This window comes from Paenibacillus polysaccharolyticus, assembly GCF_023714295.1.
Taxonomy (GTDB): domain Bacteria; phylum Bacillota; class Bacilli; order Paenibacillales; family Paenibacillaceae; genus Paenibacillus; species Paenibacillus polysaccharolyticus_A.
In genome coordinates this window covers 1-23,973 of sequence record NZ_JAMAUN010000001.1, presented here as the reverse complement: position 1 = coordinate 23,973, position 23,973 = coordinate 1, and the positions used below count along the sequence as shown (strand labels likewise).

20 protein-coding genes and 1 riboswitch are annotated in these 23,973 nt (G+C 48.6%); of the genes, 5 read left to right on the top strand and 15 right to left on the bottom strand.

What is annotated here, in order from left to right; genetic code table 11:
* Positions 1 to 292: 292 nt before the first annotated feature.
* Positions 293 to 1,381, top strand: a complete 1,089-nt coding sequence (locus M3629_RS00100) for a M24 family metallopeptidase (protein WP_251502360.1) — start codon at positions 293 to 295, stop codon at positions 1,379 to 1,381.
* Positions 1,382 to 1,595: 214 nt separating this feature from the next.
* Here M3629_RS00100 and M3629_RS00095 read toward each other — a convergent pair whose 3' ends face one another.
* From M3629_RS00095 to M3629_RS00085, 3 genes are all read right to left on the bottom strand, one after another.
* A complete protein-coding gene (locus M3629_RS00095) occupies positions 1,596 to 1,949 on the bottom strand; it encodes a hypothetical protein (protein ID WP_154982787.1) in 354 nt (117 codons plus the stop codon).
* 130 nt (positions 1,950 to 2,079) lie between these two features.
* Positions 2,080 to 2,763 (bottom strand): queuosine precursor transporter, encoded by a 684-nt coding sequence (locus M3629_RS00090; RefSeq protein WP_154890919.1) that lies wholly within the window; start codon positions 2,761 to 2,763, stop codon positions 2,080 to 2,082.
* Between the two features lie 383 nt (positions 2,764 to 3,146).
* Complete coding sequence (locus tag M3629_RS00085) at positions 3,147 to 4,544, bottom strand: L-cystine transporter (protein ID WP_090918005.1); 1,398 nt, start codon at positions 4,542 to 4,544, stop codon at positions 3,147 to 3,149.
* A 349-nt stretch (positions 4,545 to 4,893) separates the two neighbouring features.
* Here M3629_RS00085 and M3629_RS00080 point away from each other — a divergent pair, with 349 nt between their 5' ends.
* Complete coding sequence (locus tag M3629_RS00080; protein ID WP_251502359.1) at positions 4,894 to 6,594, top strand: methyl-accepting chemotaxis protein; 1,701 nt, start codon at positions 4,894 to 4,896, stop codon at positions 6,592 to 6,594.
* Between the two features lie 238 nt (positions 6,595 to 6,832).
* Here the strand turns inward: M3629_RS00080 and M3629_RS00075 are convergent, their stop codons facing one another.
* The 11 genes from M3629_RS00075 to cobD all read right to left on the bottom strand — a co-directional run bounded on the left by M3629_RS00075 (position 6,833) and on the right by cobD (position 18,336).
* The gene (locus M3629_RS00075) at positions 6,833 to 8,377 is read right to left on the bottom strand and encodes a cobyric acid synthase (RefSeq protein ID WP_251504362.1); all 1,545 of its coding nucleotides are present in this window, start codon (positions 8,375 to 8,377) and stop codon (positions 6,833 to 6,835) included.
* Positions 8,378 to 8,526: 149 nt separating this feature from the next.
* Positions 8,527 to 9,426, bottom strand: a complete 900-nt coding sequence (gene cobS / locus M3629_RS00070; RefSeq protein WP_251502358.1) for an adenosylcobinamide-GDP ribazoletransferase — start codon at positions 9,424 to 9,426, stop codon at positions 8,527 to 8,529.
* Positions 9,423 to 9,983, bottom strand: a complete 561-nt coding sequence (gene cobU, locus M3629_RS00065; RefSeq protein ID WP_251502357.1) for a bifunctional adenosylcobinamide kinase/adenosylcobinamide-phosphate guanylyltransferase — start codon at positions 9,981 to 9,983, stop codon at positions 9,423 to 9,425. Before cobU ends, cobS begins: the two co-directional genes overlap by 4 nt.
* The gene (cobT, locus tag M3629_RS00060; protein WP_251502356.1) at positions 9,980 to 11,137 is read right to left on the bottom strand and encodes a nicotinate-nucleotide--dimethylbenzimidazole phosphoribosyltransferase; all 1,158 of its coding nucleotides are present in this window, start codon (positions 11,135 to 11,137) and stop codon (positions 9,980 to 9,982) included. The genes cobU and cobT overlap by 4 nt, the downstream gene beginning before the upstream one ends.
* A 46-nt stretch (positions 11,138 to 11,183) precedes the next feature.
* On the bottom strand, positions 11,184 to 11,996 hold the full coding sequence (locus M3629_RS00055; protein WP_251502355.1) for an ABC transporter ATP-binding protein: 813 nt from the start codon (positions 11,994 to 11,996) through the stop codon (positions 11,184 to 11,186).
* Positions 11,993 to 13,039, bottom strand: coding sequence for a FecCD family ABC transporter permease (locus M3629_RS00050; RefSeq protein ID WP_251502354.1), 1,047 nt, complete (start codon positions 13,037 to 13,039; stop codon positions 11,993 to 11,995). Before M3629_RS00050 ends, M3629_RS00055 begins: the two co-directional genes overlap by 4 nt.
* On the bottom strand, positions 13,036 to 14,028 hold the full coding sequence (locus M3629_RS00045) for an ABC transporter substrate-binding protein (protein WP_251502353.1): 993 nt from the start codon (positions 14,026 to 14,028) through the stop codon (positions 13,036 to 13,038). Before M3629_RS00045 ends, M3629_RS00050 begins: the two co-directional genes overlap by 4 nt.
* Before the next feature lie 332 nt (positions 14,029 to 14,360).
* Positions 14,361 to 14,509, bottom strand: a riboswitch (adenosylcobalamin (AdoCbl) riboswitch).
* Between the two features lie 186 nt (positions 14,510 to 14,695).
* Positions 14,696 to 15,343 (bottom strand): histidine phosphatase family protein, encoded by a 648-nt coding sequence (locus tag M3629_RS00040; protein ID WP_251502352.1) that lies wholly within the window; start codon positions 15,341 to 15,343, stop codon positions 14,696 to 14,698.
* Positions 15,337 to 16,314: an adenosylcobinamide-phosphate synthase CbiB gene (gene cbiB, locus M3629_RS00035; RefSeq protein WP_251504360.1), complete on the bottom strand. Its 978-nt coding sequence runs from the start codon at positions 16,312 to 16,314 to the stop codon at positions 15,337 to 15,339. The genes M3629_RS00040 and cbiB overlap by 7 nt, the downstream gene beginning before the upstream one ends.
* 37 nt (positions 16,315 to 16,351) lie before the next feature.
* Positions 16,352 to 17,149, bottom strand: a complete 798-nt coding sequence (locus M3629_RS00030) for an adenosylcobinamide amidohydrolase (RefSeq protein WP_251502351.1) — start codon at positions 17,147 to 17,149, stop codon at positions 16,352 to 16,354.
* Positions 17,146 to 18,336 (bottom strand): threonine-phosphate decarboxylase CobD, encoded by a 1,191-nt coding sequence (cobD, locus tag M3629_RS00025; protein WP_251502350.1) that lies wholly within the window; start codon positions 18,334 to 18,336, stop codon positions 17,146 to 17,148. The genes M3629_RS00030 and cobD overlap by 4 nt, the downstream gene beginning before the upstream one ends.
* A gap of 263 nt (positions 18,337 to 18,599) precedes the next feature.
* On the opposite strand from cobD, the gene M3629_RS00020 reads away from it, so the two are divergent.
* Positions 18,600 to 19,604, top strand: coding sequence for a lipoate--protein ligase (locus M3629_RS00020; protein WP_090918025.1), 1,005 nt, complete (start codon positions 18,600 to 18,602; stop codon positions 19,602 to 19,604).
* A gap of 367 nt (positions 19,605 to 19,971) precedes the next feature.
* Positions 19,972 to 20,775 carry a Cof-type HAD-IIB family hydrolase gene (locus M3629_RS00015; RefSeq protein WP_145333445.1) on the top strand — a complete coding sequence of 268 codons (804 nt, stop codon included), beginning with the start codon at positions 19,972 to 19,974 and terminating at the stop codon, positions 20,773 to 20,775.
* Positions 20,776 to 21,094: 319 nt separating this feature from the next.
* Here the strand turns inward: M3629_RS00015 and M3629_RS00010 are convergent, their stop codons facing one another.
* Positions 21,095 to 22,018: a DMT family transporter gene (locus M3629_RS00010; RefSeq protein ID WP_251502349.1), complete on the bottom strand. Its 924-nt coding sequence runs from the start codon at positions 22,016 to 22,018 to the stop codon at positions 21,095 to 21,097.
* Between the two features lie 120 nt (positions 22,019 to 22,138).
* On the opposite strand from M3629_RS00010, the gene M3629_RS00005 reads away from it, so the two are divergent.
* Positions 22,139 to 23,560 carry a PLP-dependent aminotransferase family protein gene (locus tag M3629_RS00005; RefSeq protein WP_435368156.1) on the top strand — a complete coding sequence of 474 codons (1,422 nt, stop codon included), beginning with the start codon at positions 22,139 to 22,141 and terminating at the stop codon, positions 23,558 to 23,560.
* The last annotated feature ends 413 nt before the right edge of the window (positions 23,561 to 23,973 follow it).

Below are 23,973 nucleotides of genomic sequence, written 5' to 3'. Positions count from 1 at the left end.
GTATTGTGTCTCGTTGTGTGGCTGTTTCGTGTATGTGTCTTACAAGGTCTATATGTCTAGTATATATGCGTCTTTTCTTTCAGCCAACGTTCCACCGATAAAGCGGTTTCGTCCTGTATTACCCTTGCCACTCTTCCCCTAAACGGTAAAAACAGGCATTTCTTGGCTCATAAGTCGCCGCCAGTTTAGAATTTTTTCAACATCTTCTATAATAGAAGAAACAGACGCTATAGTGTTAAGAAAACACGGTGTATTCAAAAGAGCGTACATATGAAAGGTGGATATATCTACTATGAATCAAACTCCTTTATCCAGACTCGAAGCCGATCTGTCCAAGCAAGGGCTCGACGCCATGCTCATCACAGATCCAAAACATATTTATTATCTAACGGGATACGCGAGCAATCCGCACGAACGTTTTATGGGCCTGATGCTGGCACGCGGTGAAGATCCGTTACTGATTGTGCCTGCACTGGACGCGGATGCCGCTGCGGCAGCTTCTACTGTATCCGATATTGCTACACATTCGGACACGGATAATCCCTACGCGCTGTTTGACCGATATCAAGGACGGCTGGGCCGGGTAGGTTTGGAAAAAGATTACGTCACCGTCTCTCGTTATGAGCAGCTGAACTCTGCTCTAGGCGGTGCAAGCTTTGAAGATGTTGGTTCGTTGCTGCGCGCACTGCGTGTGAACAAAACACCGGAAGAAGTCGCTCGTATTCGCCATGCCATCTATTTAATTGAAGAAACACTACGCCAAGGTCTTACCCATGTGCGTGCAGGTGTTACGGAGATCGAGCTGGTCGCAGAGATGGAATATCAGATGAAAAAACTCGGAGCCGACGGTCCCTCCTTTGATACCATGGTCTTGACTGGACCCAAAACCGGCTTGCCGCATGGTACGCCTGGGGATCGTAAACTACAGCACGGGGATTTACTTATGTTTGATATGGGTGTGTACGCTGGAGGATATGCGTCGGACATTACGCGTACTTTTGCTTTTGGAGACATATCACCGGAACTGCAAACCATCTATAATACCGTACTCGCCGCCAACGAAGCCGCTATTCAGGTGGTTAAGCCGGGCATTACCTGTGCATCCGTTGACCACGCTGCCCGTCAGGTGACGATTGATGCGGGATACGGCGAGCGTTTCATGCACCGTGTCGGACATGGACTCGGCATTGATGTACACGAATATCCATCCCTGCACGGAGAAAACATGGATCTGCTTCAGGCTGGAACCGTGTTTACCATTGAACCGGGTATTTACACCGCAGCTGGCGGTGTGCGTATTGAGGACGATGTACTTGTTACCGAGACAGGTGTAGAAGTACTCACGACATATCCCAAAGAACTGCAAATCCTGACGGACTAATCTGCAAGCAAGTAAGTGACAGCAGAACATGACAATTAAAACCGCAATTCGCACAAAAAATCCCGCAAACGCATGTCAACATGCTTTGCGGGATCTTTTAATTATATTCTTCACAGATCATACGTCACTCTGTGCGCATACATCAGCATCTTGATTCTATCACTGAGACTGCTGCATAGGTATGGAATCTGTATATCTGCTCAATCCATCTTCATTAGTCCATTTCATGGGTTATATCCTGCCAATCCTCCAGTTCAGGCAACTCCTGTTTCCCCCAGTAATCCAAAAACCACTGAATCACCTTGGTTGTATCTGCCGTGGTGTAACTGTAATGCCGAAATCCGCTCTCACCTTCCTGCAAACGGGTCTCTACCACCATTTGCCCCGGCTCCTCAAGCGAAGCAGCCTGCAAATACATACTTCCCTCTACCCGTTCTGACGGTTGCAGAACGACAAAATCATGCAATTCCAGATCCGTAATCAAATCCACAAATACCGAGGCATTAAGGCTCTCATTCTCATAGGTTGTGCCATTACTCTCCAGTTTGTAGCGCAGTGTGGAATACATGCTCAATCCCCCTTGTCTTATGTAATCGTAGACGATAATATCAGGAAACAAATTCTGTATAAATTATCCCCCTGCAGAGTCCATATTGCAACTGTGGCTCCGCAGAGGGATTTGAAGTGGCGATCCTATTTTAAGCTTCATCTTCCAATTTAAAGTTACGCGCGGCATACAAAAACGGTGTTCCTACCGCAGTCAGCACAAACTTGATCAGGTACGTCGTCAGGAAAATTTCCAGCCACACATCCCATGGATAGATGAACACAAAGGCAACCGTGCAGAATACGAGCGTATCCACAAAGGAACTGATAATCGAGCTTCCGTTCGTTCGAATCCAGAGCTGATTCCGTCCCGGTGCGATTTTGCGCAGCCAACTGAACAAACGCACATCCAGAAACTGACTGATGAAATAGGCAGACAGACTGCCGAGTGCCAGGCGTGGCAACAGTCCAAATAGTTTTTCCATGGATTCCTGTGCAAAGTCCGTCGGTGCCGCATTAAAGAACAACACCATCTGCATCAGAACGGTTGTCATAATCAATGTGAAAAATCCGAACCATACCGCCTTGCGTGCCTCATCCGCCCCGTACTTCTCATTGAGAAGGTCACTGGTCAGATACATACTGACATACATCGTGTTACCCAGCGTCAAGACGATCCCCATAATGTCTATCGTTTTGGTTACCTGAATGTTGGCAATGACCGTTGCTACACCGATCCAGGCATACAGACCTTTTTTGCCAAACAGACGATAACATAGAAGAAAAAATCCATACGTCACGAGAACGAATACCGCTCCCCACACCAAATTAAACATGAATACATACACTGCCTTCCTAGTTTTGATTACGCGGGATGGTTACGAACCGCGGTTTGGCGCAGCGCCAAAACATGAATAACTCTATCACATTTCTGCAACATTGAACAGCACTAAATCCCTCCAGCGTTGCATAACACCGTTAACCCAACACATATATCCTCACACGCTCTATACCCGCTATCACCCCGATCCCCCTTCTCTATTGAAAAAAAGACTCCCACCACTCGTGCCGCATCTGCACGTTCCGGTGTAATCCCACACGCAAAAGCCGCCCTCCGGAATGTCTCCGAAGGACGGCCTTTCATCCACTCTATTGCAGCTCGCTCTGCACACGCTGCATCACCAAGTGCACAAGCCATGCGCGGCAAGCTTCGCGCAGCTTACGCGTGAGCAGCAGAATCCAGCTCACGGCTTTGATCGTTGAACGTGTCCCGATCGTTTTCTTTCAAAATTTTACTTGTCAACAATCCGGATGTCATGGACCCGTTCACGTTGAGCGCTGTACGACCCATGTCGATCAACGGCTCAACGGAAATCAACAGTCCAACCAGAGCCACAGGCAGATTCAATGTGGACAAGACGATCAGGGAAGCGAAGGTCGCCCCGCCGCCGACGCCTGCCACACCAAACGAACTGATCATAACGACGAGGATCAACGTCACGATGAAGTCCCAGCTCAGCGGGTCGATTCCAACCGTCGGAGCAATCATAACCGCCAGCATGGCCGGATATACACCGGCGCAGCCGTTTTGCCCAATCGTAGCACCAAAGCTTGCGGACAAGTTGGCAATCCCGTCGGATACGCCGAGCTTCTTCGTCTGTGTCTCCACGTTCAGCGGAATCGCTGCCGCACTTGAACGAGAAGTAAAAGCAAATACCAGCGTTGGCAGTACTTTTTTCACATACGTAACCGGGTTAAATCCGGACAGGGAGATGATGATCAGATGGATGACAAACATAATCGCCAGCGCCACGTAAGACGCAATGACAAATTTGATCAGCTTCAAAATTTCCTCTGCATTGGTGGTCGCCGTTACTTTCGTAATGAGCGCCAAAATGCCGTAAGGCGTAAGCCTCAGTACCAGCGTGACAATCCGCATTACAACGGCGTAGACGGCATTCACCATGCCACGGAACGTTTCCGCCTGTTGCGGTTTTTTGCGATCCAGTCCCAATACAGCTACACCAATAAAGGCTGAGAAAATAACGACAGCCAGTGTAGACGTACGGCGTTCACCCGTCATATCCGCAAATGGATTGGAAGGAATGAACTCCAGCACCTGCTGTGGAATCGTCTGATCCTTCACATCAGCCAAACGTTCCTCCACCTTCTGGATTTGAGCCGTTTCCCGATCTCCGCCTTGAATCTCAATGGAAGTCAGGTTGAATCCCAGACTTGTTGCAATGCTGACTCCAGCAGCAATCGCTGTCGTAATTAGCAAAATAGCGATGATGGAGAAACTCATCTTGCCGAGGTTTTGCTTGCCCTTCAGATTCATGATCGCCGAGATAATCGACACCATGATGAGTGGAATAACTACCATTTGTAGCAGACGGACATATCCTGAACCGACCAGATTAAACCAATCGACTGACTTCGTAATCACATCCGAACCCGATGTGTAGATCAATTGCAGAATAACACCATACACAACACCCATACCTAGACCCGCAAATACACGTTTCGTAAACGAGATGTGTTTCTTCTGCATCCAGTAGAGAACACCCAGCAGCGCCAGCATGACCACTACATTCACAATTAATAGAAATGTATTCATTACCTTTGTTCCTCCTCAGACATGTATCATCGGTCTTGAACCGATTTTCTAATTTATATTTGGCCTTCAAATGTGACAATGAACAATATAACATATATCAAACTATTCTGGTAGGTATTAATTGATATTATGTAATATTCATGTTAATCATTCTGGATCAATGAAAATAATTATGCAGTTTTATGAAAATTCTGCTATTCAACCCGCGGTTAATTTTGTAAAATGGGTATATCCGCTTATTCGAGAGTTTCGTAAAACTAAAAAATAGGTCTTTATTCGTTAGTAAAAAAGGCCATAGAGAACGGAATAAGGGACAATGTTATTGAAGATGACGTGAAAGGGTGATTCTATGTTTCGCAAACGCACCGTTGCTGGCAAGATCAGGGGCACGTTATTCCTAGTGTTACTCGTTGCCTCCCTGTTGTTTAGTATCAGTTTTTATGCCGTATCCATGAATATTATTCAAAGTTACGTGCTACCTCAGTTCGACAAAGTTCTGAATACGTCCATTCAGGATATTTACAAAAATACATCCTCATCCAAACTTCTGCAGATCCAAAGTGGCGGTGCAGGCGCTGAAGGAGCGGCCATGACGGTCGGATCCTACCTGGCGGATCAATCCAAAGAACATAGCCTGGATGCGGCTTATGTCATTGCCGTACAGGATGGCAAAGCCACCGTTGTTGTCGCTAGCATCAACTCCAAATTCAAGACTGGAGATGCTATTGATGTAGAACCTTCCATGGCCCAAGCAAGCGAGAAGAAACAAGTGGTCATCAGCCCGGTCTTCTCTGATTCTTATGGTGTACATAAAGCAGCATTTATGCCGATTGCGGGAAGCAATATGCTCATGGCCGTCAGCATGGATGCCAAGTTTGTTCAGGATAAAATTGCTCAAATTTTCTGGCTATGCCTTGGGATTACCGCGTTGGTATTTATCCTTGGCTGGCTCATCTCTACTAGTATGATCAAAAGAGTCACCAAACCCATCATTAAACTTGTAGAACATAGTAAACGAATCTCTCAAGGTGATCTTACCGCTGAGCTGCAGATTAAAGGCAAAGACGAGATCGCCCAACTGGCCTTCAGCTTCCAGACGATGACACATAATCTCAAAGAAATGATTAGCCGTGCCCTAACTACCTCTAATGAGGTCGTTGTCGGTTCCAATGACTTGCTTGAGCGTGTAGAGTCCATGTCCGGTATGGTGCAGAACTCCAGCCATGCTGCTGAAGAAGCGGGAAAAGGTAGCGTCAGTATCGCTTCCAGTGCATCCGAGAACGCAAGAGCGATGGAAGAGATCACCCAAGGAATTATGCATATCGCATCTTCTGCCGCCGAAGTATCCGAACAAATCAATGAAGCTGCAACAGAGGCGCTTAACGGCAATCAACTGGCACAAAATGCAGTGAATCAGATGGAACTTGTCGGACAAACCGCCAGCGAATCGCTGCGTTATATCGAAACGATGAACGAACGTTCCGTTGCCATCGGAACCATTGTTAATTCTATTTTTGAAATTACGAAACAGATTAACATGCTGTCCCTTAACGCATCCATTGAAGCGGCCCGTGCGGGTGAACACGGACGAGGATTCGCCGTTGTTGCTGGAGAAGTCCGCAAGCTGGCGGAACAATCCAAGACAGCGACCGAAGAAATCGCCGATTATCTCGGTACGATTCGTGAAGATGCCGAACGATCCGTAAGTGCGATGAACCGGGTAACGCAAGAGATTGGTTCTGGAACTGCTGTTGTACAGCAAGCAGGTTCAGCCTTCCAGCAACTCAATGAACTGATCCAGAATGTCAATCTCACCATTCAAACCGTCTCCTCCTCCACACAGCAAGTTTCTGCAGGTGCAGAAGAAGTTAGCGCTTCGGTGGAAGAAACAGCACAGATCACATCCAAGTCTCGTGAGAGCATGGAACAGATTGCAACTACCGCAGAAATGCAACTCAGCGAGATGGACTCTCATTCGAGCACGGTGCGCCATCTGCATGAACAAGCTGTCGAGCTGCAAACAGCGATGAAGAAGTTTAAAATCGACTAATGATTGATTAAGCTTCAATCGAATCATCCGTCAACAATCATCAATAATGATCACATATCTATAACCCTGCATTTGCTATACTAAACATTGTAAATACTCCAATAAAAAAACACCCCCTACCAGATGCGATCGTTCAATGACTGAACAGATCGCGGGTCATGGGGGTGTTTTTTGCTATTCATCCATATTTCTCACTCGGATCATTACAGATAAGTCCTGAACAAAGTGCACATGTTAATTATTCAGGCTGTGTCAGGCCCATAATCTCATACACTCGTTGCATATCCAGTGATGAGCGCAAAGAGGTGGCTACTCGATCAAACTCCATTTCTTTGCGCTCCTGAGCACTGTATGTTTCCTCCAGCGGAGCAAGTCCCTTTGCTGTACGCAGTCCGTTCAACCAGGAACGCCGGAATTGGTCGCTTTCAAACAAACCGTGCAGATACGTTCCCCACACTTTCCCATCTGATGTGCCCCATCCTTCCAAGAATGCTTGTCCGCCAGCATGAGCGATCTCAAACAAAGCGGTTACCTGTTCAGGTTCGTGACATTCCGTTACACCCATATGGATTTCGTATCCCTTAACAGATATGGCCGAAGGCTCAACTTGTTTTCCGCCATGTAGCCGAAGGGGATGTTCAGGCTGTACGTTCCCCATAGCTCTGACCGTCTGTTTGTGTTGAAGAAATGTTGTTGATAAAGGCAGTTTGCCAAGTCCCACCGCTTCCTGAGCTTGGTTTGCCTCGACAGCATACGGATCAACCAAGTGTTGCCCCAACATTTGATACCCACCGCATATCCCCACAAGTTGAACATGTTCAAGCTCTGAGTGAGAATGGATCGCCAGTTCCAATCCAATTTCCCTTACATAAATCAGGTCTCCGATCGTATCTTTAGTGCCTGGCAAAATAATGGCGTCCGGGCTACCCAATTCCTCCGGTGAAGTCACATAACGTACATTCACGTCCGGTTCACGGGATAATGCATCGAAGTCCGTGAAGTTGGAGATGCGCGGATAACGAATGACGGCGATATCCAGTTCTGTCTCTTCTTTTTTGCCATGTCGAAGAGAGTCCAGCACCACCGAATCTTCTGCCTCGATCTGAATATCTCTTATATAGGGCAGCACACCCAGCACAGGTATTCCAGTCCGTTCTTCAAGCCAGTCTAACCCTGGTTGCAACAGAGAGAGATCCCCTCTGAACTTATTGATGATAAATCCTTTTACACGGGCTTTCTCATGTGGCTCCAGCAGTTCGAGCGTACCCACGATCGAAGCAAACACGCCGCCACGATCAATGTCAGAGATCAGAATAACCGGCGCATCGGCCCATCCCGCCAGATTCATATTCACAATATCCCGATCTTTCAGGTTAATCTCTGCCGGACTGCCTGCTCCCTCCATTAAAACGATGTCATATGTATCGCGCAACCGATTTAACGCATCCATTACGGTCTGCTTCGCTTCAGGTAAGAAATGCTGACGATAATCCGACGCACTCATCTGGGCAAAAGGTACGCCATGTACCACGATCTGTGAATGCATATCCCTTACGGGTTTAATTAGAATCGGATTCATATCCGTAGTTGCTTCAATGCCACATGCTTCAGCTTGTGCCCCTTGTGCCCGCCCAATCTCCTTGCCGTCTTCCGTAACATAAGAGTTCAGCGCCATATTCTGCGATTTGAACGGCGCGGGACTGAAACCATCTTGCTTGAAAATCCGGCACAGTGCCGTTGTAATGACACTTTTACCTACATCAGAAGCCGTGCCTTGCAGCATGAGTACAGCCGCTGGTTGTTTTACCTGATCTTCCACGGTCCCTCACCCCTGTCTTTCGCGCAATTAACTTGCTACACAACGATAATGTTCAAACCAAGCGAAAATTCGCAAGTGAAATTCTGGGCAACTCAACATCTACACCTCAACCTCTACAGCCAAAACAGTCCTTGAAGCACGCTTAATATCGTCAATAAGGCCGCTTCCAACAATTCGTTCATGGCACCATACGTATCCCCAGTAAGCCCTCCGAGCCGGGCACTGATCCGCGTGGCTACGAAACGTCCAATAAAATAACAGGCCACAGGCAGTACGATAACTGACGTTACAGGATAAAGCCACCAAGGTAGCGACCCAAACCCGCTCACCATGGCATCGGCAATCGCTATATCCGGTTTAAACAGCGACACGACAGCCATTGTAATGATTCCTGAGACCAGCGTAAGTCCAATCGCAGCGCGACGTGCTCGCTGGACTTCATTCCACTCCCCCAGCCCTTTGAATAGAACGGCAAGTCCATCATCCCCACGAGCATTAGGCCAGGCTGACATGGCATAGACCATAAACCATCGGCTCCAGATCATAGGCAAAATCAGCAACGCACCGTACAACCAGTTCCCACGAGCAATCATATCGGCAATCAGTGCCGCCTTCATCATAAGGAGCAGCACACAGGCAATAACCCCCATCGCGCCCACTCGGCTGTCTTTCATAATCTCCAGCATTCGCTCACGGCTGCGGTAACTGAACAGGCCATCTGCTGTATCCATCCATCCGTCGAGATGCAATCCTCCGGTAAGCCAGACCCATACGGTCAAGGTCAAAACCGCTGCCGGAAAAGCCGGAAGCAGGGCACCGCTCAGTGCGGCGACCAGCCACACGCAGAGACCGATTGCAGCACCGACCAGTGGATAATACACCACACTTTCTCGTAGCAATGGCGGAACAAAATCGAGCTGCATTTTCACAGGAAAACGAGACAGAAATTGAAAGGCCGCTGCAGCCGCATGTTTCCGCTGCGGAACGGCTGAACCCGCTGAGCCATGCTTCATAAGCGATACTCCTTACTTTTCAATTCGATTGGAATGCCTACCGTCACGAGAAACACCTCACGACAGATTGCTGCAATGCGCTGATTAAGAACACCTGCCAGATCACGATACACACGACCAAGCTTGTATTCGGGTACAATTCCATCCCCTACTTCATTGGTAACCAGCACAAGTAATCCGGGATAGGTTTGGACCGCTTCTACCAGTGCATCCAGATGACCTTGCAACACGTGACCTTCGTCATGTTCATGGGCCAGTAACACATTCGTCAGCCAGAGAGTCAAGCAATCCACCAGAATCGTTGGTGCGGACGTGCCCGTATGCCCTTCGCCCATCTGCTGAATTAGCGCAGGCAAAGCCAAGGGTTCCTCCATCGTACGCCAGAGGTAACCGGAACTTTCACGCTGCTTCTGGTGCATTGCTATGCGTTCACACATCTCGTCATCATACGCCTGAGCAGTGGCTACATACCAGGCTTCGGAGGAACGCTGCATGCACAGACGTTCGGCAAACGAACTCTTACCACTGCGTGCACCGCCAGTAACCAATACACTCATCGGGAGCCATCTCCTAGAACAGGTGAGACCGTTAAAATGGAGGAACCCGTCGAATGCTCTTTCTCACTGGAATCAGAGTCGGAAGCCTGATTCGTTCCGTCTGACACACCCGCACTTGCAAAGGTCGCCATTTCATTCAAAATCAGACATGCTGCATCAATGAGATGCAGACTGAGTACTCCACCTGTGCCTTCTCCAAGGCGCATATCCAGGTCCAGCATCGGCTTTAAATCAAGTTCACGAAGCAGCGCCGCATGTCCATTCTCATGGGAGGTATGGGAAGCGATCATATAAGCTGTACTCAGGGGAGCCAGCTTTCTTGCGATTAGTGCCGCCGCAGTCGAGATGAAACCATCTATAACAACTGGACAACGATGGGCCGCAGCTGCGAGAATAACGCCCGCGAGTCCTGCAATCTCCAATCCACCCACCTTGCATAGCACATCCAGCGCATCCTCAGGGTCAGGTGTATTAACATTCAAAGCCTGACTTATAACAGCAGCCTTGCGTAGCACACCTGCATCATCCAAGCCAGTTCCTCTCCCAACAGCTGATGCTGGTGCAATACCGGTGAGCGCACTCATCACTGCGGCGCTTGCCGTTGTGTTGCCAATCCCCATTTCTCCGGTGACAAACACCCCTGTCCCTTTTGCTACTTCCGCGGTAACGACATCCACACCTACTAAAATAGCCTGAATCGCCTCATCCCGAGTCATCGCGGCTCCTTGAGCCATGTTGGCCGTGCCTTTACGAATGTTACGGGAGAGCAGGTTAGCATGATCAAGGTCAGCATTTACACCGATATCGACACAGATCACTTCTGCTCTGGCATGACGAGCAAGGACATTGACTGCAGCGCCTCCAGCCAGAAAATTCATGACCATCTGCGGTGTAACCTCGGCTGGAAAAGCACTGATCCCTTCAGCTACGACCCCGTGATCCGCAGCCATAACGATCACAGCCCTGCGATCAAAACATGGACGAGCCTGACCTGTCATCCCTGCAAGTCGAATCACAAGGTCTTCCAATTTCCCGAGACTACCCGGCGGTTTCGTCAGTATATCCACATGAGCAGACGTTTCCGCAGCAATGGTTGGGTCAGGAGCAACAATCTTATTTAATACTTGCTCCAACTTCTGTTCTTCTGTCTTCATTCAACCAGCACTTCCTTCATCAAAATAGAGGCTCTCTCGTCCTCATTTAATCCATGTCCCGCCGCAACAACAGTTGGGGAACAGCATGATCCGGATGGGATACCATCGCAGGTTTAACGCGAAAAATCTCTTGAATCTGCTCTCCCGTCATCAAGCTGTGAGGTGCCCCCTCTCCAACCACCTTGCCTTCCCGTAAAGCCAAAATATGATTACAGAACAATGCAGCCAAATTAAGATCATGTAACACTGCTACAATCGTAATATTGCTCTTCTTTTGCCATGCAGCTAATAATTCCATAAATTGCAACTGATATTTAATATCGAGAAACGTCGTTGGTTCATCCAGCAATAATAATCGCGGCTCCTGTGCCATGACCTTGGCTAGGGCCACTCGCTGCCGTTGTCCGCCGCTTAGGGAATCCAGCGGCCGATCCGCAAGTTCCATTAGTCCCAGCTCTTCGAGCACTCTGTCCACCACACGTGCTCCATCCGCCGTTTCCCGGCCTAACCAATTTTGGTACGGATACCGTCCCATTTCGACGACATCCCGAACCGGATAGGAGATTGCGGGTAAGCCATCCTGCTGCAAAACCGCGATCATCCGTGACAATTGCTTACGACTATATGATCGGATATCACGACCAGCAATGCTGATCTGGCCTTCACTTAACGATTCCGTTCCTGCTATAAGCTGGAGTAATGTTGATTTCCCGCTTCCGTTTGGGCCAACGACACCCCACCAATCTCCTTCTGCGATCTGCCAATCGGTAGGATGCAGGGCATGATGTTCACCGTATGTTTTGCCCGCCCGGACAACAGATACTAGAGAAGCGGCAGCATAATTTTTGTCGGTCGTCACGGCATCATCCCCTTCTGCAGCTTTTTGTTCCGATGCAGCAAATAGGCGAAAAACGGAGCGCCGACAAAAGCAGTCACGACGCCTAGCGGTATTTCAGTCGGTGCCAGCAAGGAGCGAGCTATGGTATCTGCCCATACCATAAAAATCGCACCGCCAATCGCAGACAAAGGTACCAGCAATCGATAGTCCGGCCCCACCAGCAATCGCAAAATATGCGGAATTACCAAGCCAACAAATCCGATGACTCCCGAAACCGAAACAGCTCCTGCCGTTAGCAATGTACCTACAGCCAGCACAGATAACTTGAGCCTGTCCACACCAACACCAATATGCGCTGCCTGACGTTCACCTAGTGCCAAAACATTCAGCGAACGTGCCCGGCTCCATAGAAAAATCAGTCCAAGCAGAAAATACGGGAAAAGGATGGTCGTATACGACCACCCGCGCAGTGCCAGACTTCCCATCGTCCAGTATATAATTTCGTTGATTGTCTGCTTCGACATGGTCGATAGGAAGGAAACGACCGCCCCCAAGAAACTTTGCATGACCACACCTGCCAGAATGAGGCTATGCGTTGGTATTTTACGTCCTTCACGAGCCAGCGACAGCACGAACCATAACGTGACTACCCCGGTCAAAAAAGCAACCAGCGGCAGTGTCCAAATACCAATGATAGCGTACTGCAAACCAAAGAATATCAGGAACGCCGCCCCCACCGAAGCACCAGAGGAAACCCCCAGTGTGAATGGATCAGCAAGCGGATTACGCAACACACCTTGAAATCCTGCACCTGCAATCGCTAACGAAGCACCTACGAGCATCGCAAGCAAGACACGCGGGAAACGCACCTTCCATATGATTTGTTCGGCAGCCTTGCTCCAATCAGGTGTAATCCAGTCACCCACCCATGGCATTTTGTGAACGAGAATACCAGCGATGTCCCCGATGGGCAACGCCACTGAACCAATGCCCGTGCAGACGAGCACGGTAAGCACCAGCAGCGCCATGCCCATCGTTCCGAACAGGATCAGCTTTCTGCTCATTTGAACAGGTCAGGATAGATCGCTTTGGCAACATCTTTCAACCCTTGAGTTACGCGCGGTCCTGGACGGCTCAGCAAGTTAGCATCGAGCCCAATTACAGCATTGTTTTTCACCGCCGTAATTTGATCCCAGCCGCTACGTGCCTTGATGATCTGATCCAGCGTCTTGTTGTCCTCAACTACGTCATTGGCGTACAAGATAACATCCGGGTTCGAGGCAATGACATTTTCTTCGTTAATCTGATACCAGCTCTCTTTGTCAGCAGCAATATTGGTAGCCCCGGCTACGTTGATCAGTTCGTCCATGAACTCACCTTTACCAACCGTCCAGCCTGGGGAGAACTCGATGTATACTTTTTTCTTCTCTTCCGGTTTTACGGCTTTTACCGCTTCCGTTACATCCGTTACATCTTTCTTCATCTGCGTGACAAGCTTCTGAGCTTGCTCTTGATGATCGGTGATTTTACCGAAGGTTTCGATATTGTTTATTACATCGTCGATAGATTTAGGATCCGTTTTGAAAATGGTAATGCCCAGTTCACGCAGCTTCTTCACCGCATCCTCACTCATAGAAATGCCAGTGAACACAATGTCCGCATCTGCTGCAATAATGGACTCCTCGTTTGGCTTGGTGACACCGCCCATTTTCGTTTTGGTTTTTGCCGCTTCTGGGTAATCGTCATAGTCGGATACGCCAATAATCTCATTATCCAGTCCGAGGGCAAACAGCGACTCCGTTTCAGCTGGAGATACAGAGACGATTTTGGTTGGTGCTTTTTCAAAAGTGAAAGACTCACCCGTTGCATCTGTAACGGTCAGTGGGTATTGAGTTTTCAGATCCGCTTGCGTTTGTTCCTGCGACTGCTCCTGTGCAGGTTGCTGTGAGCTGCCCGCGCCTTCTTTTGTTGCGGCATTACCGCATCCAGCCAGCGCCAGTGCCAGCATTGCTGCGCTCAACAGTGATGTGAGTGCTTTCCAGTTCTTAATCATTGATTTAAACTCCCCTTCTCTATCTGTACTATTGTTGTTGCTTTTGTTATATACACGAGGCCACTCCGATTGCAGTACCATTTTCCGATCGCTGTTATCCCCAGATTTTTTTGATTCCTTTTCAAAGGGAAAAATCCGGTGATAAATGCGAACACTTCGTTTCTCCAAATTGGTTCTGCACTCTCCGTTAAACGTGTATATGATGACTCCACTATATCGTGTACAACAAGAAAAATCCCTTATCCTTAAAACAAGGATCAGGGATGACGTCTCGCATACGGCAATCTGTACATGTAACAGCGGCTAGCTGTCCATGCGCACAGAATGGCCCGAAACGTTGTCCTTTCCTCGAAGGAACACCGGCTTGTACGTCAAGGGCTGGTAATCTGACTTACAGGATGATTCCTGTTTCACAGTGGCGGGACCGTGCCGGATTTGCACCAGCTTCCCCATTTTACCCTTGTGCGCATGATAACTTGTCCTTGTTCTTCATGAACAACGGATTGGCACGCGGGACCCTTAGTCGCTAAAGATGGTTAATTCAGGTCAAACATAGTCGCAGTGCTCTTCGCACGAATCACGTCAGTTCAGGCGTCTCAGCCCATCATACCCAATATGTCCGTCCGAGTCACACTTCTGTTGTGATTATAGGGTATATTGCACCACCTTACAACCCGATGTACGGAAAATCCATTCGTCTGCCAAGCCAGTAATCCCCTTGCTTTTCAAGTTGAACCTGAATTGCCTGTCCAGGGATAACATGAGTATCCCAAAAACCTACGCCGTTGATAAGCCGGGACATCATATAGCGGATGACACCGCCATGAGTCACAATAAGTGCCTTGTGTGAATGCTCCGACCAGATCTGTTCGTGAAGAAAAGAATCCATTCGTTCCGCAAAAGTCTGCCACGATTCTCCTTCAGGCGGGATTACCTTCTGGGGATCATCAATCCAGCTCCGGTACAAGGAGTTATCCTTCAATTGCTCGTAATTCAGGCCTTCCCATTGTCCGAAATCATTCTCGCGCAGGCGCGAATCAAACTTCGCCTGTTCAATCAGCTGCGGTGCGATGTGTGCCAGCGTCTGGCGACAACGAAGCAGGTCACTGCAATACACCGCATCCCATATAAGCTCGCGGCACTGCTCGCGTAGCTGAGCCAGCTCTTCTTGTGCATCAGGCAACAGCCCCATGTCGGTATGCCCCAAATATTTTTTTTCCACATTCCACTGGGTTGTTCCATGACGGATCAGTACGATGCTACGCTTGTACGGAGACTGTTTTGATCCAAGCTGTTCTAATTCTTTAATTACCACAATAGCGCACCTCCTGCTAACCACACTCCCAAGGTTGCCAAGAAACAAAGGCCCACAAAAGCTCCCGCCGACCAAAACATCAGCCGTGTCGTTCGCACGATATCTTCCGACTCCATCGGCCGCGTAGCCTCGCCCATATAAGCTCGAAATGAAGCAACGCCGTGATACACGTTATGCCCGCCCAGCCGAATGCCTAGTGCTCCAGCGACTGCCGACTCGGGAAAACCGCTATTCGGGCTGGGGTGTAGTCTCGCATCCCGGGCAACCATACGCGCTGCGCCTTTGGCATCCAGTTTCAGCACCCATGCGCCTACAATTAACAGCAGAGCGGTCATGCGAGCGGGAATCCAGTTAGCCCAATCATCCAGCCGTGCGGAAGCCCAGCCGAGATGAAGATATTTATCATTTTTATATCCAACCATGGAATCCAGCGTATTGACGGCACGGTAGGCCATAGCCAGCGGAGCACCACCAATGAGTGCATAGAATAGCGGCGATACAATGGCATCCACAATGTTTTCTGCAACGGTCTCCACCGTTCCCCGAACCACCTCCGGCTCATCCAGATGTGCCGTATCACGTCCCACAATCATACCGAGTGAACGCCTGGCTCCAGGCCAATCCTGCTCTTTCAGATGGCGGTACACTTCCATGCCTGCATCACGCAATCCTTTGGAAGCAATCGTTGTGGCAATCAGAATAATTTCGGCTGCAGCCGCCAAGATCGGATGAATCAGACCCAGCAGAAGGAGCAGACCCCATGTGACAGCAAAAGAACCTCCCGCAATCAAGATCGGGAACCAGATCCCCGCTTTTTTCAGTCCTTTATTGGTATGTACACGTGCCCTAATAATACGCTCCAGTGCCGAGATGCCTTTCCCCATTCCAATAACGGGATGCGGAATCCAGCGCGGGTCTCCGATGCATCGGTCTAATATGTATGCAAGAATGATGATCCAAGCTCCAGACATGCCAATCCAGAACGATGATGTCCATAGATGCTCCAATTCAAATGTCATTACTGTGTCCGTTCCTTTCTTTCCATTGCAATCCGGCCTGTAGGCTTTCTGTCACCGTGTCATATACGAGTCTGCCGATAACCGCTCCCAATGCTGTAGCCGTGCCCGCATATGAGTGAAGCGGCTGGCTATCATCTGCAGAAATCTGACTTACAGCAAATACAATGGCATCAGTTGTTGTACCTGTGGCAGGAAGTCCGTTCTCCGAATCGGCAATACCTGCATCGGCAAGGGCAGCGGACTTGGCCTCCACGGCCGTCTGAACCGCATTAACCATCGCTCCAGGGGTCATCTGTCCGTTGAACCACAGCATGATATTAATCGTACCAGGGATATATGGAATTCTGTTTTGTTTTTTCCCACGGACATCAAACACGGTTCTATCGGAACCTGCTCGTGCTGCATTGGATACGCCGGCAGTTGTACAGCACAATAGACCAAATGCCGAACTCGAATACTCCTGAATGGAGGTATGCTCCAATCTGACCGCAGTTAACAATCCGGCACACTGATCGGCTTGCTCTTGCCATTCATACAGCGCCTCTGCGATATCACGGGGTGGATCATCACATCGGTAATGTTTGTCCACATAGATGTTAAAGACGCGGTTTAATTCAAGCATCCCGCCGCCATATACAGCGCTGGAAAGTGCGAGAGCAGGTTGTGGGCTCTGAGCTTTAACATGCCGTTCATGGGCAGCGATGTGCAGACCCGGCCAGGAAGAGGACACGTAGATATTCTCGTCTCTATTTCCATCTGTAAAATAGTTATAAAACGGGAGTGTCACAAGCGTTTCCCTCCCTTTATTTTTTCAACATGTTGCGTATGCCCCTGCTGAATCCCCTGCTCAACAGATGCCATATCCACGTCCTGATCCCCGCTTTGTTCAAGCACACTTCCGAGCACGTCTAGCAACCTGTCGTTGGCTTCAGCACCTTTGACCGCAAAACGTACATGTCCTGCCTCAAGCCCGGGATACATGGCACAGCTACGAATCAGAATACCCCGCCGCCCCAAAGCTTCCTGCATAGAAGCTGCCGTCCAAGGCTCTGGCACACGCACCAAAATGAAATTGGCTTCACCAGACGTTACGCTACACCCATACGACTCCAGTGCCTGGATTAAACGTGTCCGTTCAATCGTAATCTGCGATATCGTGTCCAGCTCGAACCGTTCCCCGCTACGCAGACAGGCTTCTCCTGCAATAAGAGCCAGTCCGTTGACACTCCAGGTGACTTGTTTCTCCGTCATCGCCTGTATGTACTTCGAATGACCTATAGCATATCCGAGACGCAAGCCCGGAATCGCATAAAACTTCGTCATCGAACGGATGATGATCACATGCGGATATTGATTCAGATCAGGAGCAAGTGACTGTCGCAGGGCCGGTGGAATAAAATCGATAAACGCTTCATCAATAACGAGCACGGTACCCGTCTTTTCGGCTTTACGCGCTAACCTATGCAGTGTCTCCACCGGATATTGTACACCGTTTGGGTTGTTTGGCTGTCCAAGAAAGAGCAGGTCTACCTTTTCCATCAACTGTTCGATATGTTCAGCTGGCGCTTTCCAATTCAGCTCTTCAAACCCTTCCGTATGCAGAATCTCCGCACCAAATTGCCGAGCCAAAGCGCGATATTCCGAGAAACCCGGTTCCACTGTTCCAACCTTACGCGGAGCAAGTGCCAGCAGGATCAATGCCATACTTTCAGCCGCACCATTCCCTACGGAAATTTGCTCTTGTGTTACTCCCAAACGTTCACCCAGAAGCGCTTTGAATCCCCGATGGCCCGGGTCAGGGTAACGAAGCACCGAATGCAGACCTTGCTGTAATGCTTCCAAAACCTCTTTGGGAGGGCCTAAAGGGTTGATATTAGCGCTAAAATCCAGAAAAGCCGCTGCACTTCCACCAAACCTCGAAGCTGCGGTCTCCACATCTCCACCATGTCCGAACACTTCGATATAACCGGTCATTCTTCCGTCATCCTCTCTGTATCTTCTTTTTATTATGGATGGCGTACGTGGGATGGGTCAATCCTGTATTCCTTCTCCATTCATCTGTTTGTCAAGAGTCGGGCCCAAATCCGCCTTTATCTACTTGTTTTCTTTGTGTCCCAACGACAATTCGTTTACAATAGAAGAGGAATTTCAGAAACTTCGGTTTTCTGATTCTTTTGCACGAGTATCACTACATAAGGGGCTACGCGCCTCTCACATACATTAATGGAGGAATGACCATGCTGTTTGTAGATAACCAGGGCATTACAGATCCTTCTGTAAACCTCGCGATTGAGGAGTACATTTTGAAACATCTGCCGATGGAGGATGACAGCTACCTGCTGTTTTACATCAACCGTCCGTCAATCATCATTGGCAAACACCAAAATACGATTGAAGAGATTAATATCGAATACGTTCAGGATAACGGTGTGCAGGTGGTACGTCGTCTTTCCGGGGGCGGGGCGGTGTATCACGATCTGGGCAACCTGAACTTCAGTTTTATTACCGCGGATGACGGTCAGTCCTTCCATAACTTCCGCAAATTCACCCAGCCTGTGGTTGAAGCGCTGCACGAACTTGGCGTCAATGCCGAGTTGACTGGGCGCAATGATCTTCAAGTCGGCGAAAAGAAAATTTCGGGCAACGCCCAATTCGCTACCCGCGGACGCATGTTCAGTCACGGCACGCTGATGTTTGATCTGAATCTGGAGCACGTTCAGGCATCTCTGAACGTCAATCCCGAGAAATTCAAATCCAAGAGCACCAAGTCGGTACGCAGCCGCGTTGCCAACATTCGTGATCTGATTGACACCAATCTGACAATTGAAGAGTTCCGTGATGAGTTGCTCCGTCACATTTTCCGCATGGAGCCACAGGACGTTCCTCAGTACAAGCTGACCGAGAAGGACTGGGATAAGATCAAGGAGATCTCGGCGGAGCGTTATAACAATTGGGACTGGAACTACGGCCTGTCACCGGAAAGCAATGTGAAGCATACTCGCAAATTCCCGGTGGGCATCATCGATCTGCGCATGAACATCAAGGATGGACGCATCGAAGATATCAAAATCTTCGGCGATTTCTTCGGTGTTGGCGATGTAGCGGATATCGAGGACATGCTGCGTGGCAAACGTTATGACGAGACTGAAGTGCGTTCAGCCCTGGAAGGTCTCGATGTAAAACATTACTTCGGCAACCTGGAGCTGGAAGACTTTATCGGTCTTGTTTTCCTGGAAGAGTAAATAAAGAAGGAAATACGACATTTAGATGGGTACAGGTTGTTTGAACGAATTTTCGATGACACATCTAACGGAAAAGGCAGAACTATTCGTTTACAAAATAACGGAGAAGACAGAAAAAACCTGGAGAAGTGAAGCGTTCGCCTAAAAGCTTTCTGCAAGAAAGCTACATCGGAAGCATATGCTTATCACCGGATTTCCCCCCTTCTAAAAGGGATTCAAAAAATCTGGGGATAACAGCGATCGTAAGGTTATTCTGTCTTCGGAGTGTTCGTGTAAATCATCGGTGGTTCTGCGTTTGGAGTGACTCGTGTAATCTATTTATTTCGTTCAATGAAATAGAACCAGATAAAAAGGAGAGAAACATCATATGACTTACAAACTCATTGCTATCGACATCGATGACACCCTGATTAACGACAACAAGGAAGTTACACCCGCTACGCAAACGGCTTTGGAACAAGCGGTAGCACACGGAGTAGTAGTAACCCTCGCGACAGGACGCGCTTACGCTTCCGCACAGGCACTTGCACGCCAAACCAAGCTGAACGTGCCAATTATTACCTATCAAGGTGCTTTGGTGAAAAACCTGCTGGATGAGAAAGTACTCTACGAACGTTATGTACCGCAAGAAGCTTCCCGCAAACTGTTTGATTATTGCCTGGAGAAAAATCTGCACTTGCAAACATACATCGACGACAAACTGTATGCTCGCGAAGAAAATCAAAAACTGCTCGACTATGCCAAGTTAAACGGCACGCAATATTACATCGAGTCTGACTTCATCAAAGTCATCGAACAACCAACACCAAAACTGCTCATCATCGACGAGCCAGACTATCTGGACCAAGTGGCTGTAGAGCTGCGTGAGTTGCTCGGGCCTGAAGTGCATATCACCAAATCCAAGCCGTATTTCCTCGAAATTATGCATAAAGAAGGCACGAAAGGTCACGCCTTGACGTTCCTGGCCGACCATTTCGGTCACGAACTCAGCGAGTGCATCGCCATCGGCGACTCCTGGAACGATCACGAGATGTTGGAAGTCGCTGGTCTTGGTGTAGCGATGGGCAACGCCATCCCTGCGCTGAAAGAATTAGCAGACTACATTACGGCGAGCAACAACGAAGACGGCGTAAAAGAAGTTATCGAGAAGTTTGTACTGAATGCGGAATAAACGAAAGTTCTTATAAAAAACAGCCCGGATACCACAATAATTTGTGGTTCCGGGCTTTCTTGTTTGTAGTTTTATTTTTTATTTTTGGCCAGCAATACTGCAGTAAAAAAAGAAATCTGTAACGACACAGTAATCCCAACCGAGACCATGATATTCGTTGAATCGGACATATGAACGAAAAATAAAACAAGAATAAATACAAGGATAGAAAGGATCACACTGGTTAGGAAATTCAGGAAGATTTTCCTCATAGACTACACACAACTCCTCAAAGTAAGAACTCTTACTATTATACTATAGAGAAGATTCACGCAGTATTCTAAGAGCCTTGTACGATCACCTTCGTACGTCTCCCTTTCTTCAACCAGCTGCTCACCTTCTCATTCATGGTTAACAGCCCCGAAATAACCAAAACGACACCGACCCACGTCACCCAGCTGACATGCTCTCCGTACACGATCGCACCGAGCCCAACGGCAATTGGAGGCGATATGTATAACCAGGTTGCCGGGAACAGCGGATTAGTGCGTGACATAATCCAATAGAACAGACTGTGCCCGACCATTGAACCGATGACCGTCAGATAGATTACGGACGACACGGCCGGTAGCACATCCAGTGTCGACATATTCCAGGATTCCGTCAGTGCAGAGAGGATGAATAACAGCACACCGCCATACATCATCTGCACCGCATTGATGGTAACAGGATTCATCTCACTGAATTGATGAATGACTTTTTTGGAATATAACGTACCTGCGGAATAACAGACTTCCCCCACCAGCACTGCGATGCATCCCCACAAAAATAAAGAACCTGCTCCAAGCGATACGCCTGGCAAAACGACTAGTACAACGCCTGTAAACCCGATCAGGCAGCCAATCACCATGCGGGCAGAGGTTTTCTGCCGCAATAATGCCGTTTGCATGAGCATAATCATCAGCGGTCCTGTTGCCGATAGAATAGCTCCTACACCGGAACTGACATGTTGCTCCGCCCAATATAACGTGGCAAAGGTCGCAAATGTCAGACCTGCACCTGTGATCAGCATTTCTTTGCGGAATAACAGGGACAAGTTCACTTTCCCCTTCATCCACATCCATGTAAACATTAAAGCTCCCGCAATCACAAACCGTAGTCCAGCAGATAGAAAAGGCGGCATGCCTGCCTCCACACCAATTTTAATCGCCAGAAACGTTGTTCCAAAAACGAGACACATTACGGTAAATGCAATCCCTACCATGTTAACCACTCCTTTATCTGTTCTCCATCATAGCTCATGGTCTATAGAACAGAATGAACAAAATAGAACAGTTATCTCTCATTAACTGTTACAATGGAGATCAAAAGGAGCGTGGGTCGGGTGAGCAGAACGGTAATGATGGCAGACAACAGCATGAAACGGTACGAGCAAGTTATCCACTATCTCATGGTACGGATTGAGGCAGGGGAATGGGCTGAACAGGAAAAACTGCCTTCGGTACGAAGCTTGTCCGAACTGCTCGGCGTACACCGGCTAACGGTTTTCAAAGCGTATCAGGATTTAAAACAGCGAGGCATCGTCTATGTCAGAGACAAGTCTGGTTATTTCGTCAGTCCTGCGAAACCATTATCGCTCACGGATCAAGCGGACGATCCCTCTGTGTCAGCATGGCTCCATTGGGATACACTGGATCGTGTGCAATCACTGGAAGCAGAGTATCAGTTCTCCAAGTCATTGATCGATCCATCCCTCCTTCCTAACCGGTATTGGGGAGAGTTAATGCGCGATCTGCTGGATCAATACCCTCGTCTACTCGGCACATATTCGACCATTCAAGGTGATCTGGAACTGCGTAGCAGTCTGGCAAGTCATCTGACGGCGAAAGAACGTTTCTACCTGTCATCTGACGAAGTGCTGATTACATCCGGCGCTCAACAGGCGATTGATGTGATTTCACGCGCATTAGTCAAACCCGGAGATCGGGTACTGATTGAGCGACCAACTTACGGCCCTGCCATGGAAATTTTCCGCAAACAGGGTGCACGGCTTGTTTTTACCGATATCCGTCCCGAAGGGTATGATCTGGCGCAGATCGAGCATCTGATGAGAACAGAGAAGCCGCGTCTCTTTTATATGACACCGACGTTTCAAAACCCAACAGGCATCAGCATATCTGTAGAGCAACGCAAACAGTTACCTGAACTGGCTGAACAATACGGCTGTTTCTTGGTAGAGGATGACAGCACATACGATATTTATTTTAAAGAAAAACCGCCTGCGCCGATCTTCACTTATGATACTTCTGGACATACACTGTACATCCGTAGCTACAGTAAATATGTTGTTCCGGGGTTGCGCATCGCAGCTATTATGTGCCGTCCACATCTCATGCCGGGATTACAAGCGATCAAAGGTTTAACCGACAACGGATCACCGCTACTGAATCAGAAACTTTTTCTGCGGTATTTTCAATCGGAACGCATGCATCCACATCTGTCCAAACTACGAACCGCGCTTCAGCTGCGAATGGAAGTTATGGAGCAGTGTCTGCTGGAGACTGACTGGACATGGACACGCCCCGAGGGCGGTCTGAACATCTGGGCCGAGCTTCCCGAGGGGATCGACACAGGCAGGTTGTTACACCAAAGCATGGAGCACTCCATTGCTTTTGTGCCTGGCACCGTGTTTGATCCCTCACACGCATCCGGTAGCCGCAAACTTCGCCTCTCCTTTTCCTATGCCCGTGAACAGCAGATTCGGGAAGGCATGGATAGACTGGTCACCTTGGCAGCGAGAAGTTAAAACGAAATTTAGTTTGGGATCGACATTGAGAACCTAAGAGCAACAGAGATACGAAGTAGTAGCGGAATTCAGGTGAGATACGGAAGTTTGAAAAGTGGATTGAACCTCGGCAAGCCTTAGAAGTGTGCAGAATTCTGAATGTACCCACTGACAGTCGGTAAACGAAAACTCAGAGAGCCAACGAGAATGGGGAAAGGTGTCCAAGGCTTAGCTCAGACCACTTTTTGTCTATCGTCAAAAATGGCTGTTTCCTCTGTGGGCACGTTTACGTCCACTTATGCCAACGCTAACGATCACCATGGAACTAGAATAAAAAGTGGACACCCATTAACGGACAGAAGGATAATAAGGCTAACGGAGGTGTGTCCACATGGGAGAACAACGGCAACGATACAATGAAGAATTCAAGAAAC